The following is a 16,828-nucleotide window of genomic DNA, read 5'->3' on the forward strand; positions in this document are numbered from 1 at the left end:
CGCTCAAGCCCGTCGCCCCCCACGGCGGCGGGCCTTATTCGTGACCTGTTTTATTGATAAGGAATGCGCCATGACCCTGACGGGCCAACTGCTGATCGGTCAGCTAACCCTCACCGGCGACCGCGACGTCATCCACGGGATCAACCCCGCCACCAACACCCCATTGGAGCCAGCCTACGCCGGCGGTTCTGCCGAGCATGTCGAGCAGGCCTGCGCACTGGCCTGGGCGGCGCTTGACCGTTATCGCGAGACATCGCTCGACGCTCGGGCCGAATTCATTGAAACCATCGCGGGCGAAATCGAAGCCCTCGGTGATGAACTGATCGACCGCGCCCTGGCCGAAACCGGCCTGCCGCGCCCGCGCCTGCTGGGTGAACGGGGCCGTACCTGCCAGCAACTGCGACTGTTTGCCCGCACCGTACGGGCCGGCGAATGGCTGGATGTGCGAGTCGACACCGCCCAACCGCAGCGCCAGCCAATGCCGCGTTCGGATCTGCGTCAGCGGCAGATTCCACTGGGGCCGGTGGCGGTGTTCGGCGCGAGCAATTTTCCACTGGCGTTCTCGGTGGCCGGCGGCGATACCGCTTCAGCGCTGGCCGCTGGCTGCCCGGTGATCGTCAAGGCCCACGGCGCCCATCCCGGTACCAGCGAACTGGTTGGCCGTGCGGTGGCACGGGCAGTGAAGGCCTGTGGTTTGCCGGAAGGTGTGTTCTCGTTGCTCTACGGTTCGGGCCGTGAAGTGGGCATTGCGCTGGTCAGCGATCCACGGATCAAGGCCGTCGGTTTCACCGGTTCGCGCAGTGGCGGGCTCGCGCTGATCAAAGCGGCCCAGGCCCGGCCCGAGCCGATCCCGGTGTATGCGGAAATGAGTTCGATCAACCCGGTGTTGCTGTTCCCGGCTGCGCTGCAGAATCGCGCCGAGACGTTGGCCCAAGGCTTTGTGGCTTCGCTGACGTTGGGCGCCGGTCAGTTTTGCACCAATCCCGGTCTGGTGATCGCCCACAAAGGGCCGGCGCTGGACGCCTTCATTGGCGCCACCAGCGAACTCATCCAGCGCAGTCCCGCGCAGACCATGCTCACACCGGGAATTTTCAATGCCTACGAATCCCGCGTGAATGCCCTGGCGGAAAACGCCCGGGCGCGTATTGCCGCCGTCGGCCAGCAAGCAACGGATCCGAATCAGGGCCAGGCTCATCTGTTCGTCACCGACGCCGCCGACTTTCTCGCCGATCACACCTTGCAGGCCGAAGCCTTTGGCGCCGCTTCCTTGATCGTGCAATGCGCCAGCACCGCGCAAACCCGTCAGGTGCTCGAACAGCTGGAAGGCCAACTGACCGCCACGCTGCATCTGGATGACGAGGATCTGCAACAGGCCCGCGCATTGCTGCCAACCCTGGAGCGCAAGGCCGGACGTCTGCTGGTCAACGGCTGGCCCACCGGCGTTGAAGTCTGCGATGCGATGGTGCATGGCGGGCCGTTCCCGGCGACTTCCGATTCGCGCACCACGTCGGTGGGCACCGCGGCGATCCTGCGTTTCCTGCGCCCGGTCTGCTATCAGGATTTCCCCGACAGTCTGCTGCCGACCGCGCTCAAACACGCCAATCCGCTGTCGCTGCGCCGCTTGCACGATGGCCAAAGGGAAACCGCGAAAAATGCCGAATAACCCCCACGACATTGCTGTGGTCGGCGCCGGCATCATCGGCGTCGCCAGTGCCCTGCGCCTGGCCCGTCAGGGCATGCGGGTGGTGGTGATCGACCCGCAGGAACCGGGCCACGGCGCCTCGTTCGGCAACGCCGGGCACCTGGCGACCGAGCAGGTGTTTCCGATTGCCGACAGCTCGATCCTCAAACGTCTGCCAACCATGCTCCTGGACCCGATGGGCCCGCTGCGTCTGGACTGGAAATACCTGCCCCGCGCCCTGCCTTGGTTTACACGACTGTTGCTGAACCTGCGCTCGGCGCCGTACCAGCGCACCGTTGCCGGGTTGCGCGCGCTCAATGAAAGCTCCCTCGACGCCTGGCACCGTTTGCTCAATGACATCCAGCGTCCCGACTTGCTGAAGATGGAAGGGTCACTGCTGGTGTTCGAACGCCCCGACTCACGCCCGGCCCTCGAAGCATTGCAGCGACGCCTGCAACAGCAACAGGTGCCCGTCGAAGGGTGGCAGGCCGGAGCGGTACGCGAGGCCGCGCCGCAACTCAGCGAACAGATTCAGGGCGGTCTGTTTTTCCCGAACACCGGGCATTTCATCGATCCCTACCGCGTCGTGCGTGAATTGGTCGAGGCGGCGAAAGCCCGCGGCGTGCAATTTTTGAAGCAGGCGGTTCAGGGCGGGCAACTGCACGAACATGGCGTCAACCTGATGACCGAAACCGGCACGCTGTCCGCTCGCCAGGTACTGATCGCCTGCGGCGCCCACTCGGCAAAACTCACCGCCGCACTGACCGGCAAAAACGTCCCGCTGGACACCGAGCGCGGCTATCACCTGATGCTGCCTCACGAACACAACCGACTGCCCTTCCCCGTCACCTCGCTGGAGCGCAAATTCATCATGACCCCGATGTCCGAAGGGCTGCGCCTGGCCGGCACCGTCGAATTCGCCGGCCTCGAAGCCCCACCGACCATGGCCCGCGCCTGGCAGTTGCATCGGTTGAGCAAGGGGTTGTTTCGTGATGAGTTGAGTATCGAGACGGCCACGCCGTGGATGGGATTTCGGCCGTCGCTGCCGGATTCGCTGCCAGTGATCGATCGGGTGTGTGACGGCAAGGTGCTGCTTGCGTTCGGGCATCAGCATCTGGGGCTGACGCAGGCGGCGGTGACGGCGGAGATGGTTGGGAGGCTGGCTTTGCCATCGGTGCAGGACACCGCGCGCATTCTTCCGTTGAACGAGCCCTATCGACTGGATCGCTTTTGAGTGGCCGTCTATCGGGCGCCCTGCTGATATTCACGGGGCGTACAACCGAACTCTCGACGGAACACCGTGTGCAGGTACTGCGCGGATTTGAAACCGCACGTGCGGGCCACGTCCGCAATCGCCGTGTCGGTTTTTTCCAGCCCGCGAGTGGCCGCCGCCAGTTTGAAACGCAGAATCTCGTCATGCACGCTGCAGCCTCGCACCGCGCGAAAGTGCGACTCCAGCGAGGAACGCGACACGCCGACATAAGCCGCCACTTGCGCGGTCTTGATGCCCTGGCAGGCATATTGGCGGATGAACAGCAGCGCCTGCATCACGTAAGGGTTGCCCAACGGTTGATGCAGGCTCGACACCTGCACGTTGACCGCATCAGGCGGAATCAGAATGTGCGTGCCCGTGGACGGTTTGCCATGCAGCATCTGGTGCAGCAAATGCGCGGCGGTGCGGCCCATGGTTTCGGTGCCCTGAATCACTGAACTCAGGGGGACCCGGGTCAGACTGCGTGTCAGCGGGTCATTGTCGATGCCGATCAACGCCACCTGCTCCGGCACGGCGATGCCGGCGGTCAGGCAGGCTTGCAGCAACTGCCGGGCGCGGGCATCACTGACCGCGATGATGCCAATGGGTTTGGGCAGGCTCTGCAGCCAGGCGATCAGTTGTTCGACGGCGCTGTCCCACAGCGGTGCGCTGGTGCCCATGCCGCGATAGACCTCGGCGTGCAGGCCGTCCCGTTGCATCAATCTCAGAAAGGCTTTTTCGCGCTCCTGAGCCCAACGATTGGCCTGCGCCTCAGGCAGGCTGAAGCAGGCGAACCGTTGCAGCCCGGCCTCGACCAAGTGTTCGTAAGCCAGTGTGATCAGCGCGTTGTTGTCGGTGGCGACGTACGGGATCCCTTTCGGATAGGCCCGCTCATCCTGATAGGAACCACCCACCGCCACCACGGGCAGCTTGATATCGGCCAGCGCCTCGCCAATCAGCGGGTCGTCGAAGTCAGCAATGATGCCGTCACCCTGCCAGCGCTCGATGCCTTTCAACCGGCAGAGAAAGTCCTCTTCCAGAAACAGATCCCAGGAGGCGCGCGTGCTGCTCAGGTAGTTGCCGATGCCGCTGATGATGCCGCGGTCATAGATCTTGCTGCCGTTGAACAACAGGGCGATGCGGTGAACAGGCGGTACGGTTTTCATTGTTTTCAGGCTTGTTCCGGGCCTCTTGCCGTAGAGGCGGTTTGCACAGACTAGGCGCGCTGACGGTGAATCTCAATACGCAAAATCGCACTGCGTGTTGGTGATTTTCGTAATCGGCAGGCACAGGGCCGTTGCTAGTATCGGGACACGCCCAAGAACAACAACCAAGAACAAAAAGGACATTGCCAATGCCGTACTTCCCCGATGTCGAGTCGATCCGCTACGAAGGTCCTGCCAGCGATTCTCCCCTTGCCTTCCGTCACTACGACGCCGACAAAATCATCCTCGGCAAGCCCATGCGCGAACACCTGCGCATGGCCGCCTGTTATTGGCACACCTTTGTCTGGCCGGGCTCCGACGTGTTCGGTGCCGGGACGTTCAAGCGCCCGTGGCAACACGCCGGTGACCCGATGGAGCTGGCCATTGGCAAGGCGCAGGCCGCGTTCGAGTTCTTCTCCAAGCTGGGTATCGACTACTACTGCTTTCACGACACGGATGTCGCCCCCGAAGGCAATTCACTGAAGGAGTACCGCAACCACTTCGCCCAAATGATCGATCACCTGGAACGCCATCAGGAACAAAGCGGAATCAAGCTGCTGTGGGGCACCGCCAACTGCTTCAGCAATCCGCGCTTTGCCGCCGGCGCCGCCAGCAACCCGGATCCTGAAGTGTTCGCCTGCGCCGCGGCCCAGGTCTTCAGCGCCATGAACGCAACCCAACGCCTCAAAGGCTCCAACTACGTGTTGTGGGGCGGTCGCGAAGGTTACGAAACCCTGCTCAACACCGACTTGAAACGCGAGCGCGAACAACTGGGTCGCTTCATGCGTATGGTGGTCGAGCACAAGTACAAGATCGGATTCAAAGGCGACCTGCTGATCGAACCCAAACCGCAGGAGCCGACCAAGCACCAATACGATTACGACAGCGCCACGGTGTTCGGTTTTCTCCAGCAGTTCGGTCTGGAAAAGGAAATCAAGGTCAACATCGAGGCCAACCACGCCACCCTGGCCGGTCACAGTTTTCATCACGAGGTGGCGACGGCCGTCTCGCTGGGGATTTTCGGCAGCATCGATGCCAACCGCGGCGATCCGCAAAACGGTTGGGACACCGATCAGTTCCCCAACAGCGTCGAGGAAATGACCCTGGTCACCTATGAAATCCTCAAGGCCGGCGGGTTCGGCAATGGCGGGTTCAACTTCGACTCCAAGGTACGGCGCCAGAGCCTCGACGAGGTCGATCTGTTCCACGGTCACGTCGGCGCCATGGACGTCCTCGCCCTGTCGCTCGAGCGGGCCGCCGCCATGGTCCAGAACGATCAGCTTCAGCGGCTCAAGGATCAACGCTATGCCGGCTGGCAGCAGCCGTTCGGCCAGTCGGTGCTGGCGGGTGAGTTCAATCTCCAGACATTGGCCGAGCACGCCTTCGCCAACGAGCTGAATCCGCAGGCCGTCAGCGGCCGGCAGGAAATGCTCGAAAACGTCGTCAACCGGTTTATCTATCGCTGATCGCCAACGGGAACTGCAGACGCTGTGACATTTGCGCGACAAATCTGTAGTCCGTTGCGTCTGCTGATTCTCTACAGTTCCACCAGCCCGATATTCATCGTCAGGCCGTGTCTTTCAAACAAAAATAAAAGGACGCACCACCATGAAGAACGTAAAACGCACGCTGCTGGCCAGCGCCCTGGCGCTGTTGTCGCTGCCGGTTTTGGCCGATGCGGCCCATCCGAAAATCGGTTTCTCCATTGATGATCTGCGGCTGGAGCGCTGGTCCCGTGACCGGGACTACTTCGTTGCAGCAGCAGAAAAAATGGACGCCAAGGTCTTCGTGCAGTCGGCCGATGCCAACGAGCAGAAGCAGATTTCGCAAATCGAAAACCTGATTTCCCGTGGTGTCGATGTCATCGTCATCGTGCCATTCAACGCCACCGTGCTGACCAATGCCGTGGCCGAGGCGAAGAAAGCCGGAATCAAGGTCGTGTCCTATGACCGTCTGATACTCAACGCCGATATCGACGCCTACATTTCCTTCGATAACGAAAAGGTCGGTGAAATGCAGGCCAGCGGCGTGCTGCATGCAGCGCCCAAGGGCAATTACTTCCTGCTGGGTGGCGCGCCCACCGACAACAACGCGAAAGTGTTGCGCGAAGGTCAGATGAAGGTGCTGCAACCGGCCATCGACAAGGGCGATATCAAGATCGTCGGCCAGCAATGGGTAAAGGAATGGAACCCGACCGAGGCGCTGAGCATTGTTGAAAACGCCCTGACCCGCAACGACAACAAAATCGACGGTATCGTCGCCTCCAACGACGCCACGGCCGGCGGCGCCATCCAGGCCCTGGCCGCTCAGCAACTGGCCGGCAAGGTGCCGATCTCCGGGCAGGACGCGGACCTGGCAGCGGTCAAGCGGGTCATCTCCGGCACGCAAACCATGACGGTTTACAAACCGCTGAAACTGATTGCCTCCGAAGCCGCCAAACTCTCGGTGCAACTGGCACGCAACGAGAAACCCGCCTACAGCTCGCAGTACGACAATGGCAGCAAAAAAGTCGACACCATCCTGCTCACCCCGACGCCCTTGACCAAGGACAACATCGACCTGCTGGAACAGGACGGTTTCTATACCAAGGCGCAGCTCGCCGGAAAGTGACACTCACTGCGTGATACCCCCGCAGGAGCCCTGCTCCTGCGGTTTCAGTCCAGTATCGGCCGCTTGTGAGTCTCTGCCATGTCCGACTATCTGTTGCAAATGAACGGCATCGTCAAAACCTTCGGCGGTGTCAAAGCGCTCAACGGCATCGACCTCAAGGTCAAGCCGGGTGAGTGCCTCGGGCTGTGCGGCGAGAATGGCGCCGGCAAGTCCACGCTGATGAAAATCCTGTCTGCGGTCTACCCCCATGGCACCTGGGACGGTGAAATCCTCTGGGAGGGTCAACCGCTCAAAGCGCAATCGATCAGCGAAACGGAAGCCGCCGGCATCGTCATCATTCACCAGGAACTGACGCTGGTTCCCGACCTCTCGGTGGCCGAAAACATTTTCATGGGCCATGAGCTGACGCTGCCGGGCGGACGGATGAATTACCCGGCGATGATCCACCGCGCCGAAACCCTGATGCGTGAACTGAAAGTGCCGGACATGAACGTGTCGCTACCGGTTTCGCAGTACGGCGGCGGTTATCAGCAACTGGTGGAAATCGCCAAGGCTTTGAACAAGCAGGCACGCCTGCTGATCCTCGACGAGCCGTCATCAGCCCTGACCCGTTCGGAAATCGAGGTGTTGCTGGACATCATCCGCGACCTCAAGGCCAAGGGCGTCGCCTGCGTCTACATCTCCCACAAACTCGATGAAGTGGCCGCCGTGTGTGACACCATTTCGGTGATCCGCGACGGTAAACACATTGCCACGACCGCCATGGCGGACATGGATATTCCTCAGATCATCACCCAGATGGTCGGTCGGGAAATGAGCAACCTCTACCCCACCGAACCCCACGCCATCGGCGAGGTGATTTTCGAGGCGCGGCACATCACCTGCTACGACGTCGACTACCCCAAACGCAAACGGGTGGACGACATTTCGTTCAGCCTCAAACGCGGGGAAATCCTCGGCATCGCCGGGCTGGTCGGTGCCGGCCGCACAGAGCTGGTGACCGCGCTGTTCGGCGCCTACCCCGGTCGCCACGAAGGCGAAGTCTGGCTGGACGGCCAACCCATCGACACCCGTACGCCGCTCAAGTCAATTCGTGCCGGCGTGTGCCTGGTGCCCGAGGACCGCAAGCGTCAGGGGATCATTCCCGACCTGGGTGTCGGCCAGAACATCACCCTGGCCGTACTGGACAGTTTCTCGAAACTGACCCGCATCGACGCCGAAGCGGAACTGGGCAGCATCGATCGGGAAATTTCGCGCCTGCACCTCAAGACCGCGAGCCCGTTCCTGCCGATCACCAGCCTGTCGGGGGGCAATCAACAAAAAGCCGTGTTGGCGAAGATGCTGCTGACCAGGCCCCGGGTGCTGATTCTCGATGAGCCGACCCGAGGGGTGGATGTCGGCGCCAAGTACGAGATCTACAAACTGATGGGGATGCTGGCCGCCGAAGGTGTGTCGATCATCATGGTGTCTTCGGAGCTGGCCGAAGTGCTCGGTGTGTCCGACCGCGTCCTGGTCATCGGCGAGGGTCAACTGCGAGGGGACTTCATCAACCATGAACTCACCCAGGAACAGGTGCTCGCCGCCGCACTCAGCCAGCCTGACAGCCATAACAATAAAGCTCGGAAATCCGCGTAAATGAATCAGGTCAAACAACTCTTCACCCGCTACAAGATGCTCGCACTGGTGTTTGCCGTGGCGTTGATCTGGCTGTTCTTCAGCTGGCAGACCGAGGGCGGATTCCTGACACCGCGCAACCTCTCCAACCTGCTGCGTCAGATGTCGATTACCGGGATTCTTGCTTGCGGCATGGTGCTGGTGATCATCAGCGGCGAGATCGATCTGTCGGTTGGCTCATTGCTGGGCCTGCTCGGTGGCGTGGCAGCCATTCTCGATGTCGTCTATCACATACCGCTGCTGGCGAACCTCAGCCTTGTGGTGGTGTGCGGCCTGCTGATCGGCCTCGCCAACGGCTACATGGCGGCCTATCTGCGCATTCCGTCGTTCATCGTGGGGCTTGGGGGGATGCTGGCGTTCCGGGGGATTTTGCTGGGAATCACCGGCGGCACGACCATTGCGCCGGTGTCGCCGGAGCTCGTTTACATTGGCCAGGGTTATTTACCACATTCGGCCGGCGCGGGACTGGGTGTCCTGCTGTTCGCGCTGACGTTGTTCCTGACCTGGAAACAACGACGCAATCGCGCCCTTCACGGCCTGGCGGCACACTCCCTGGTGCGGGACGTGGCACGCGTGTTGTTGATCGGCGCGGTGCTGGCGGGTTTTGTCCAGACCCTCAACAGCTATGACGGCATTCCCGTGCCGGTCCTGCTTCTGTTGATTCTATTGGGCGGATTCAGCTACGTGACCAGCCAGACCGTGTTCGGCCGACGTGTCTATTCGGTGGGCAGCAACATGGAAGCGACGCGCCTGTCCGGTATCAATGTGCAGGCCGTGAAACTCTGGATTTTCGGGATCATGGGCGTGATGTGCGCCCTCGCCGGCGTGGTCAACACTGCGCGCCTGGCCGCCGGCTCCCCCTCGGCCGGCAGCATGGGCGAACTCGACGCCATCGCCGCCTGCTTCATCGGTGGCACCTCGATGCGCGGCGGCTCCGGCACGGTCTACGGCGCCCTCCTCGGCGCGTTGGTCATCACCAGCCTGGACAATGGCATGTCCATGCTCGACGTCGACAGTTACTGGCAGATGATCGTCAAGGGCAGCATTCTGGTGTTGGCTGTCTGGGTGGATGTGAGTACCCGGACCGGGCGGCGTTGACAGGCTGCTCGTTGTTTCCAGTGTTGCGCCATCCCAGGCCTTTATCCGGAGCAGACCAAAGCCTACATTGGCGTCCATGGCACCGGATCACGCCGGTGCAATTTCATCGATAACCGAGGAAGTCAACATGGCACGCATTGTCAGGACTCATGAATACGGTGACGCCAGCGTCCTGAAACTGGAAAACGTCGACGTCCCGGCGCCCGCTGCGGACGAAGTGCAGATCGAGGTCAAAGCCTTTGGCCTGAATCGCGCCGAAGTGATGTTCCGCAATCACGCCTATTTGCAGGAAGCGGAGTTTCCCAGCCGTCTCGGCTACGAAGCCGCCGGTATGGTGGTCGCGGTTGGCGCCAACGTCAGCGAATTCAACATTGGCGATGCCGTCAGCCTGATTCCGCCGCTGGACATCGCGCGCTGGGGCACTTACGGCGAGCTGGCCAACGTGCCCGCCCACCTCACCGTCAAACACCCGCAGAACCTGTCGTTTGAACAAGCGGCGGCGGCCTGGATGCAATACGTCACCGCGTGGGGTGCGCTGGTCGAACAGGCCAAATTGCAGAAGGACGATTTCGTGATCGTCACTGCCGCTTCCAGCAGCGTCGGCCTGGCTGCCTTCCAGATTGCCAGAATGGTCGGTGCCACTTCGATTGCCGTCACCCGGACCCGCGCCAAGAAACAGGCCTTGCTCGACGCCGGCGCGGCGCACGTGATCGTCAGCGACGAAGAAGACATGGTTGCAGCGGTCATGGCGCTGACCGACGGCAAAGGCGCGCGGGTGGTGTTTGATCCGGTGGGCGGCCCGTCGTTCGAACCGCTGACCCAAAGCATGGCCCGGGGCGGCATCCTGCTGGAGTACGGTGCCCTGAGCCCGGAACCGACGCCGTTCCCGCTGTTCACCGTGCTCGGCAAATGCCTGACCCTCAAGGGCTACCTTTACTCGGAGATCGTTTCCGACCCGGCCACCCTGGCACGCGCCAAAACTTTCATCGGCGACGGGCTGGCGTCCGGCGCGCTGAAACCGATCATTGCCAGGACATTCGCCCTGGATGACATTCAGCAAGCGCATCGCTTTCTTGAAGCCAATCAGCAGGTCGGGAAGATTGTTGTCACGGTTTGAGGTGACGAATCCCCTGCTCTACTGTTTGCGGTAGAAACGACGAAAGCCTGCTTTTTTCAAAGCAGGCTTTCGTCCATTCAGCATCCGGTTATTTCTGATGCGCCGTCAGTGCGGCATAGCCGTTCATCAAGTTACGGTAGTTCGGGATGCGCTGGGACAGCAGGTTGCCCAGGCCTTCAATGTCGTTGCGCCAGTCGCGGTGCAGTTCGCAGGCCACCGAGAACCAGTTCATCATCTGCGCGCCCGCCTGGGTCATGCGGTTCCACGCGGCTTGCTGCACGGTGGTGTTGAAGGTGCCGGAGGCGTCGGTCACCACGAACACGTCAAACCCTTCCGCCAGCGCCGACAGGGTCGGGAACGCTACACACACATCGGTCACGACACCGGCAATGATGATCTGCTTGCGGCCGGTGGCCTTGATCGCCTTGACGAAGTCTTCGTTGTCCCAGGCGTTGATCTGTCCTGGGCGGGCGATGTATGGCGCGTCCGGGAACATTTCCTTGAGTTCCGGCACCAGCGGGCCGTTCGGGCCTTGTTCGAAGCTGGTGGTGAGGATGGTCGGCAATTCGAAGAATTTGGCCAGATCGGCCAGCGCCAATACGTTGTTCTTGAACTCGTTTGGCGAGAAGTCCTGAACCAGAGAAATCAGACCGGTCTGGTGGTCGACCAGCAGAACCACGGCGTCGTCTTTGTTCAGGCGGTTGTAGGTTGGAGTGCTCATGTGTGAATCCCTTTTTAGTTGTGCAAGTGCGTTTGCGTTCAAGATGGGCACAGATTACTGACTCGCCTGAAAGCGATAAATCGGCTGAAAAGCGTTACACCGTCAACCGAAACAGGACAATAAATTCAAACTGCCGAGCAGATCACACCGCCATCCCGACCTCCCCGCCGATCCTTGTCACACTGTTCCGATCGCTCACAACGACCTTCAGGGAAATGTTGATGCCCGGACGCAACACGCAAGCACCCACGCCGGATGAAACACCGCGCGCCCCCCGCCAAGGCGCGAAGGCCGGCTCGACCTTTCGCTGACCGTCAGTTTCATGCTGATGGTCGTCGTGGCTTTTCTGGATCTGGAAAGCCATGTTCAAAAGGCCAGGCGACGCATGTAAGCTCAAGATCGTAACGAAAGCGAACACCTCTACTGTCAGTATCGACGCACGGAAGCGTGAGCGCCTCCAGTCCGGTCACCCACTAAACTGCGCACAGATTAAACGTTAGTTGTTTCAATTGGAGAATGAGCGTGAATTTCAAGGATGCAAAAAGCAAGTCAGTAAGAAAACGTCTACTAGGCGTGGCAATAACTATCCCGGCAGTTGTATCTACCGGGGTATCGTTTCTGAAAATGATTTATTTCCGTCTCGATGATGGATCACAGCTAGGAAGCATGATTGCCCGACCATTCAAGGAGCTCACAAGCTGGGCATATCAACATACGCCCTATCTCAATTTTTTCTGGGAACACTCACCGCTCCCAGATCACCTCAACTTCTCAGAAGTACAAAATTATTATTTCCTAGCCATTTACCTACTGATTTTCATTGGCGCTGCTTTATATGCATCCGGTGCAAAGCTTTCTTATCGCCTCGCAAAAATCAGTGAAAAAATCGAGGACCAGATTTTAGAAGAGTCAATCAAAGGCACGGCAGCCCGCAGTCGAGAAGAAATTGAGCGCTCTACGGAGATACCCTCGAACAGTGTCTTTTCCCAATTCCACCAACTGTATTTAGCACCTGTCGTAACAGCGCTATTAGGTGCTGCACTGGTGAAAATACTTGGTATTTGAATTAATGCCGCGAATGCAATGCTGATTTATGGAGGGATCAGCCTTGCAATCGGCCCACACTCCCTCATATCAAGGAACATCTGCGACCCATTCGAGAGGAAGGACATGCCATGACCACTCAAACCGAAACTGCCATTCTCGCCGGCGGCTGCTTCTGGGGCATGCAGGATCTGTTGCGCCGCTACCCCGGCGTACTGCAAACGCGGGTCGGTTACACCGGCGGCGATGTGCCGAACGCCACTTACCGCAATCATGGCAACCACGCCGAAGCCATCGAAATCGTCTTCGACCCTGCCGTGATCAGCTATCGGCAGATTCTCGAATTCTTCTTCCAGATCCACGACCCCAGCACGCCCAACCGTCAGGGTAACGACCTTGGCCCGAGCTATCGTTCGGCGATCTATTACCTGAACGAGCAGCAACGCGATATCGCCGAAGACACTGCGGCCGACGTCGACGCATCGGGCCTGTGGCCGGGTCGTGTGGTCACCGAAATCGAACCGGCGGGGCCGTTCTGGGAAGCGGAACCGGAGCATCAGGATTACCTCGAGCGGATTCCGAATGGCTACACCTGCCACTTCATTCGCCCGAACTGGAAGCTGCCGAAACGCGGTTGAGGTGCAGCGGGGTCGGTGCGCAACGCGGTGTTCGTCGCATTGCGCCTGATCCCTTTCTATTGTGCGGCCTTACGATCGAAAAGCGCCCATGCCCTCCACGCTCATCAGCTTCGTCACCTGGCTTGCCCTTGTAACGCCGGCCCAGGCTGACCCATGCCCTGCCGGCGAAAAACAAGTGTGCCTCGACAGCTGCATTTGCCTGCCGGACCCGGGGCGTCTGTCTGAAGACCTCTTCCGGATCGCGGCCCCGGCTCTGGCGCTGGCGTTGACTCAGGCCCACGCCGAAGCCGCCAGCACCGACATCAAACCGATTCCCCCGCACATCCGGGAGCAACTGCTGCGCTGGTATGACCCTGGCGTCCTCGATGCCGTGCACTACAAGGTCACCGACGACGGCCAATACAACGCTGCCACGGCCATCCTGCAAAACCCGGATGTCGGTGCGGTGACGCTGATCGACATCATCCTGTTCCGCGACGCTGAAACCGCAGAACACAACGTTGCGCTCTGGGCCCACGAACTAAAGCATGTGCAACAGTTTCAGGAATGGGGCGTCGACGGGTTTGCGCAGCGCTACACGCAGGATTTCAATGCGGTCGAGGCGCCAGCGTATGCGATACAGGGCGAAGTCCGACGTTGGCTGCGAGCCGAAGCCCGGTGATCGGACATCCCCTGCGTCCATACCGGGGATAGCTCCCACCGTTCAAGCACCAGAAAAAACCTAAGCCTTGCCCGCCGCAACCGCCGCCCGCGCCTGCCCATGTTGCCGCGAGGTCACCAGCCCGATAAAGGAAATCGCCAGCGCCAGGCCGATGGTCGACGTCACTTCCAGACGATGCTCGGGCGTCACCATCATCACTGCGAGCGCGGCGCAGATGAAGGCGATCACCAGCCACGTCAGCCACGGAAACAGCCACATGCGAAACGTCAGCTCGACATTCTGCCGACGCAGCATCCGGCGCATGCGCAATTGCGAAACCGCGATCACCAGATACACCAGCAACGCAATCGCGCCGGAGCTGGCAAGCAGAAACTGGAACAATCCTGCCGGCATGAAATAGCTGAACAGCGTCACCCCCGCACCGATCACGGTGCTGGCAATCACCGCCGCTCTCGGTACGCCCGCCGCGGAGGTCACCTTCAGCGGTTGCGGAGCGTCACCGCGACGCCCCAGCGAGAACAGCATCCGCGAGGAAATGTAGATCGAGGAATTCATGCAACTGGCCACCGCGATCAGCACGACCACATCGACCAGGAATTTGGCGTGGGGAATGTTCATCAGCTCCAGCGCTCGCTGGTAAGAGCCGACGGACGCCAACAGCGGATCGTTCCAGGGCACCACGGAAATCACCACGAAAATCGACAGCAGATAAAACACCCCGATGCGCCAGATCACCGAGCGCGTGGCCTTGGCGATGTTCTGCGCCGGGTTGCTCGATTCGGCGGCCGCGATGGTTACCGCTTCCGTCCCGATAAAGCTGAACATGATGGTGATAAAGGCCCCGACCACCGCCGACAAACCATTGGGCGCGAACCCGCCGTGCTCTTCCATCAAGCGGCTCAACCCGCTGGCCTCACGCTCTGGAACCCAGCCCATCAACACCGCAAAACCCAGCCCGATGAACCCGATGATCGCCACCACCTTGGCCATCGCGAACCAGAACTCGAACTCGCCGTACTTGGACACACTGAACAGGTTGGTCACCACCAGCAAAATGATCGACAACAACGCGAACAACCACGCATCGACCTGGGGAAACCACTGATTCAACACATGCCCGGCGGCCAGCGCTTCAATCGGAATGACCAGCACCCAGAACCACCAATACAACCACCCGATGGTGAACCCCGCCCAGCGCCCGATGGCCTGATCGGCATAGGTGGAAAACGATCCCGTGTCCGGGTGGGCGACGGCCATTTCACCGAGCATGCGCATGACCAGCACGACCAGCAGGCCGGAGAAGAGATAAGCGAGCAAGACGGCCGGGCCGGCGGCGGCAATGGCGTGGCCGGAGCCGACAAACAGCCCCGCACCGATGATGCCGGCAATGGAAAGCATGGTGACATGACGCGGCTTGAAGCCCTGCGCCAACTGACCGTTCGAGTCCTTCGAGTTCAGGCTATTCATTGTTTTTGTTGTTCTCTGGTGATCGACATTTGGGCGTACTGACGACATGTCAGGCGATCATCATTTCTTCCTGTTGCCCTGCTCCAGAGCGGCGCACCTCAAGCGCTGCAGCGTTACAAATCGGTCGGACGACGACGCAGGGCGATGAAATGATGCGTCACCTTACGTGCCCGGCGTTGATCGCAAATAGCCTGGGAGCGGCATGGGGGCGTCTGATTTCGACATGGCGACGGCAGCGCGTTTAAGCGTTTTTCGAATGATGTTTAGAAACGCCCGGCATTACTTCCCCACGGCTACAGCGTCTTGCGTCATTGCCTACGACTGCGCCAGAATCCGCCGGCTTGTGCGTCTGGGGTGCGGGTTTTATCGTTTCCGGGTCACTGAAAAACAGTGATCGGGTTTGGTAGCCCGCAGCGCTGACGCATCGCGTCACCTCATGCAGTTGCATTCATGCGACTGGATTTATGGTGGCCATGCTCAGGGCTTCTTCGGAAGCGCCGGTTCCAGTGCTCCGGTCTACCAACCTGCGTATGGTCGCCACCCCTCGTTTGGTAGCGAGAGTGGATGACTCCCATTTAATAAGTGCTGGAGATTCATCTATGTTCAAACCAACACCGAACCCACCGGAAACCGATCCGGTATCGCCCTACAAATTCCCCGATTCTCGAACCCTGAACGAAGCGGCAGAACGTGCGCTCGATCACTACCTCACCCCGCAGCAACGGATCATGGGCAGCCATCACAAACACGACCCCATGTACATGGCCAACCCGGCGTACAACACTGAATCCCTCTTGGCCAATGCCAGCGAATCATTGGGATCGGCCAGTGAAATGCTCAATAACTTCGCTGCCACGCTGGAGCCTGGCCATCGCAAGACTGCGATCGGGATTGCGCAGTTGGTGATGTTGAGTGAGTTGGCGGTGAATCAGGCGCTGGATCATGTTGAGGTGAAGACCTGAAAGCCGACTCCTCTGTCATGACTGATTAGTAGAGGGCATGAGAAAACGATGCTAGCCGGAGCTGCCACAGTAAATGGCAGCTATCGGCCAAGTGCGGACTGACGGACTCCGTCAATTAGCGCGAACCGGCGAACTGCTCCGTAACAACCGCGGCACCTAACGACTTTCGTAGATAGGTTGCCGATGCCGGACACAAATGCTTGAACTGGACGGTTTGACTGATAGCGACCGGCGCTTCACCCCTATCGAAAATTTCATACCCGTTGGCTGTAAAAAATCCAGTCGCGCTTTGAGTTAACAAGTGCAACCGAAGCCCCCCCTGGAAGGCAGCATATTGTTCCAGCTCTGACAGCACAGCTTTGCCAAGCCCTTTCCCACGATGCGAATCACTAACGACTAGTGAGCGAAGCAGCATGTCTTGACCAGAACCCTCCAGCCCGCCTTACGCGATCCAATTTCCGTCCATCTCAAAACGGAAAAACTGCCTACCCGGTTCGCTTAAATCATCAAAAGGCAATGCGGCTTGACTCAGAGCCTCACGGAGCTGACTCAATCCGTTCGCCTCGATTTTAAACATCTGCATTATCGGTGCCTTCTATAGCTCCCAAAGCACTCAACGCTAGCAGACTTAGCCGTTTTTGGCCTTGTCGCCGGTCGACACGGTATTGGACCCTTTGGGGGCGATTTCTGCCAGTCAT

The 16,828-nt window shown here is 59.9% G+C and carries 16 protein-coding genes; 11 read left to right on the forward strand and 5 right to left on the reverse strand.

The annotated features are described in order from the left end of the window. Window positions 1–70: 70 nt before the first annotated feature. Window positions 71–1,663: an aldehyde dehydrogenase (NADP(+)) gene (locus ACKJSM_RS14120; protein WP_410237961.1), complete on the forward strand. Its 1,593-nt coding sequence runs from the start codon at window positions 71–73 to the stop codon at window positions 1,661–1,663. Continuing rightward, complete coding sequence (locus ACKJSM_RS14125) at window positions 1,653–2,915, forward strand: NAD(P)/FAD-dependent oxidoreductase (protein ID WP_410237962.1); 1,263 nt, start codon at window positions 1,653–1,655, stop codon at window positions 2,913–2,915. Before ACKJSM_RS14120 ends, ACKJSM_RS14125 begins: the two co-directional genes overlap by 11 nt. Window positions 2,916–2,923: 8 nt before the next feature. On the opposite strand, the gene ACKJSM_RS14130 is transcribed toward ACKJSM_RS14125, so the two are convergent. Continuing rightward, complete coding sequence (locus tag ACKJSM_RS14130; RefSeq protein ID WP_236181811.1) at window positions 2,924–4,099, reverse strand: XylR family transcriptional regulator; 1,176 nt, start codon at window positions 4,097–4,099, stop codon at window positions 2,924–2,926. A gap of 188 nt (window positions 4,100–4,287) precedes the next feature. Between ACKJSM_RS14130 and xylA the strand changes: the two genes are divergently transcribed. The 5 genes from xylA to ACKJSM_RS14155 all read left to right on the forward strand — a co-directional run bounded on the left by xylA (window position 4,288) and on the right by ACKJSM_RS14155 (window position 10,637). Next, window positions 4,288–5,604, forward strand: coding sequence for a xylose isomerase (gene xylA, locus ACKJSM_RS14135; protein WP_410237964.1), 1,317 nt, complete (start codon window positions 4,288–4,290; stop codon window positions 5,602–5,604). 142 nt (window positions 5,605–5,746) lie between these two features. Then, window positions 5,747–6,748, forward strand: coding sequence for a D-xylose ABC transporter substrate-binding protein (gene xylF / locus ACKJSM_RS14140; RefSeq protein ID WP_236181813.1), 1,002 nt, complete (start codon window positions 5,747–5,749; stop codon window positions 6,746–6,748). Window positions 6,749–6,826: 78 nt separating this feature from the next. After that, a complete protein-coding gene (xylG, locus tag ACKJSM_RS14145) occupies window positions 6,827–8,383 on the forward strand; it encodes a D-xylose ABC transporter ATP-binding protein (protein WP_410237966.1) in 1,557 nt (518 codons plus the stop codon). Then, entirely contained in the window at window positions 8,384–9,520 is a 1,137-nt protein-coding gene (locus ACKJSM_RS14150; RefSeq protein WP_236181815.1) for a sugar ABC transporter permease, read from the forward strand. A gap of 127 nt (window positions 9,521–9,647) precedes the next feature. Continuing rightward, window positions 9,648–10,637 (forward strand): zinc-dependent alcohol dehydrogenase family protein, encoded by a 990-nt coding sequence (locus ACKJSM_RS14155; protein WP_410237968.1) that lies wholly within the window; start codon window positions 9,648–9,650, stop codon window positions 10,635–10,637. 88 nt (window positions 10,638–10,725) lie between these two features. Here the strand turns inward: ACKJSM_RS14155 and ycaC are convergent, their stop codons facing one another. Both ycaC and ACKJSM_RS14165 read right to left on the reverse strand, forming a co-directional pair. Beyond that, window positions 10,726–11,358 carry an isochorismate family cysteine hydrolase YcaC gene (gene ycaC, locus ACKJSM_RS14160; protein ID WP_007958138.1) on the reverse strand — a complete coding sequence of 211 codons (633 nt, stop codon included), beginning with the start codon at window positions 11,356–11,358 and terminating at the stop codon, window positions 10,726–10,728. A gap of 142 nt (window positions 11,359–11,500) precedes the next feature. Then, window positions 11,501–11,722, reverse strand: coding sequence for a hypothetical protein (locus ACKJSM_RS14165; protein WP_236181817.1), 222 nt, complete (start codon window positions 11,720–11,722; stop codon window positions 11,501–11,503). A gap of 158 nt (window positions 11,723–11,880) precedes the next feature. Here ACKJSM_RS14165 and ACKJSM_RS14170 point away from each other — a divergent pair, with 158 nt between their 5' ends. The 3 genes from ACKJSM_RS14170 (at window position 11,881) to ACKJSM_RS14180 (ending at window position 13,701) form a co-directional block, all read left to right on the forward strand. Continuing rightward, complete coding sequence (locus ACKJSM_RS14170) at window positions 11,881–12,423, forward strand: YniB family protein (RefSeq protein ID WP_410237969.1); 543 nt, start codon at window positions 11,881–11,883, stop codon at window positions 12,421–12,423. A 110-nt stretch (window positions 12,424–12,533) separates the two neighbouring features. Further along, entirely contained in the window at window positions 12,534–13,040 is a 507-nt protein-coding gene (gene msrA / locus ACKJSM_RS14175; protein WP_011333723.1) for a peptide-methionine (S)-S-oxide reductase MsrA, read from the forward strand. 88 nt (window positions 13,041–13,128) lie between these two features. Further along, entirely contained in the window at window positions 13,129–13,701 is a 573-nt protein-coding gene (locus tag ACKJSM_RS14180) for a DUF4157 domain-containing protein (RefSeq protein WP_410237971.1), read from the forward strand. Between the two features lie 60 nt (window positions 13,702–13,761). Here the strand turns inward: ACKJSM_RS14180 and gabP are convergent, their stop codons facing one another. Beyond that, window positions 13,762–15,168 carry a GABA permease gene (gene gabP / locus ACKJSM_RS14185; protein WP_339490139.1) on the reverse strand — a complete coding sequence of 469 codons (1,407 nt, stop codon included), beginning with the start codon at window positions 15,166–15,168 and terminating at the stop codon, window positions 13,762–13,764. A gap of 599 nt (window positions 15,169–15,767) precedes the next feature. On the opposite strand from gabP, the gene ACKJSM_RS14190 reads away from it, so the two are divergent. Continuing rightward, entirely contained in the window at window positions 15,768–16,130 is a 363-nt protein-coding gene (locus tag ACKJSM_RS14190; protein ID WP_236181822.1) for a DUF6124 family protein, read from the forward strand. A gap of 115 nt (window positions 16,131–16,245) precedes the next feature. Here the strand turns inward: ACKJSM_RS14190 and ACKJSM_RS14195 are convergent, their stop codons facing one another. Beyond that, a complete protein-coding gene (locus tag ACKJSM_RS14195) occupies window positions 16,246–16,545 on the reverse strand; it encodes a GNAT family N-acetyltransferase (RefSeq protein ID WP_410237973.1) in 300 nt (99 codons plus the stop codon). Window positions 16,546–16,828 lie beyond the last annotated feature (283 nt).

Source organism: Pseudomonas sp. PHC1 (genome assembly GCF_046487845.1).
Lineage (GTDB): Bacteria > Pseudomonadota > Gammaproteobacteria > Pseudomonadales > Pseudomonadaceae > Aquipseudomonas > Aquipseudomonas sputi.

Bases quoted from the DNA above. Each gene is read 5' to 3' on its own strand.
- ACKJSM_RS14150 (WP_236181815.1), top strand. From the start codon at position 8,384: ATGAATCAGGTCAAACAACTCTTCACCCGCTACAAGATGCTCGCACTG.
- ACKJSM_RS14120 (WP_410237961.1), top strand. From the start codon at position 71: ATGACCCTGACGGGCCAACTGCTGATCGGTCAGCTAACCCTCACCGGC.
- gabP (WP_339490139.1), bottom strand. From the start codon at position 15,168: ATGAATAGCCTGAACTCGAAGGACTCGAACGGTCAGTTGGCGCAGGGC.
- ACKJSM_RS14155 (WP_410237968.1), top strand. From the start codon at position 9,648: ATGGCACGCATTGTCAGGACTCATGAATACGGTGACGCCAGCGTCCTG.
- ycaC (WP_007958138.1), bottom strand. From the start codon at position 11,358: ATGAGCACTCCAACCTACAACCGCCTGAACAAAGACGACGCCGTGGTT.
- xylG (WP_410237966.1), top strand. From the start codon at position 6,827: ATGTCCGACTATCTGTTGCAAATGAACGGCATCGTCAAAACCTTCGGC.
- ACKJSM_RS14165 (WP_236181817.1), bottom strand. From the start codon at position 11,722: ATGGCTTTCCAGATCCAGAAAAGCCACGACGACCATCAGCATGAAACT.
- msrA (WP_011333723.1), top strand. From the start codon at position 12,534: ATGACCACTCAAACCGAAACTGCCATTCTCGCCGGCGGCTGCTTCTGG.
- ACKJSM_RS14195 (WP_410237973.1), bottom strand. From the start codon at position 16,545: ATGCTGCTTCGCTCACTAGTCGTTAGTGATTCGCATCGTGGGAAAGGG.
- xylA (WP_410237964.1), top strand. From the start codon at position 4,288: ATGCCGTACTTCCCCGATGTCGAGTCGATCCGCTACGAAGGTCCTGCC.
- xylF (WP_236181813.1), top strand. From the start codon at position 5,747: ATGAAGAACGTAAAACGCACGCTGCTGGCCAGCGCCCTGGCGCTGTTG.
- ACKJSM_RS14130 (WP_236181811.1), bottom strand. From the start codon at position 4,099: ATGAAAACCGTACCGCCTGTTCACCGCATCGCCCTGTTGTTCAACGGC.
- ACKJSM_RS14190 (WP_236181822.1), top strand. From the start codon at position 15,768: ATGTTCAAACCAACACCGAACCCACCGGAAACCGATCCGGTATCGCCC.
- ACKJSM_RS14180 (WP_410237971.1), top strand. From the start codon at position 13,129: ATGCCCTCCACGCTCATCAGCTTCGTCACCTGGCTTGCCCTTGTAACG.
- ACKJSM_RS14125 (WP_410237962.1), top strand. From the start codon at position 1,653: ATGCCGAATAACCCCCACGACATTGCTGTGGTCGGCGCCGGCATCATC.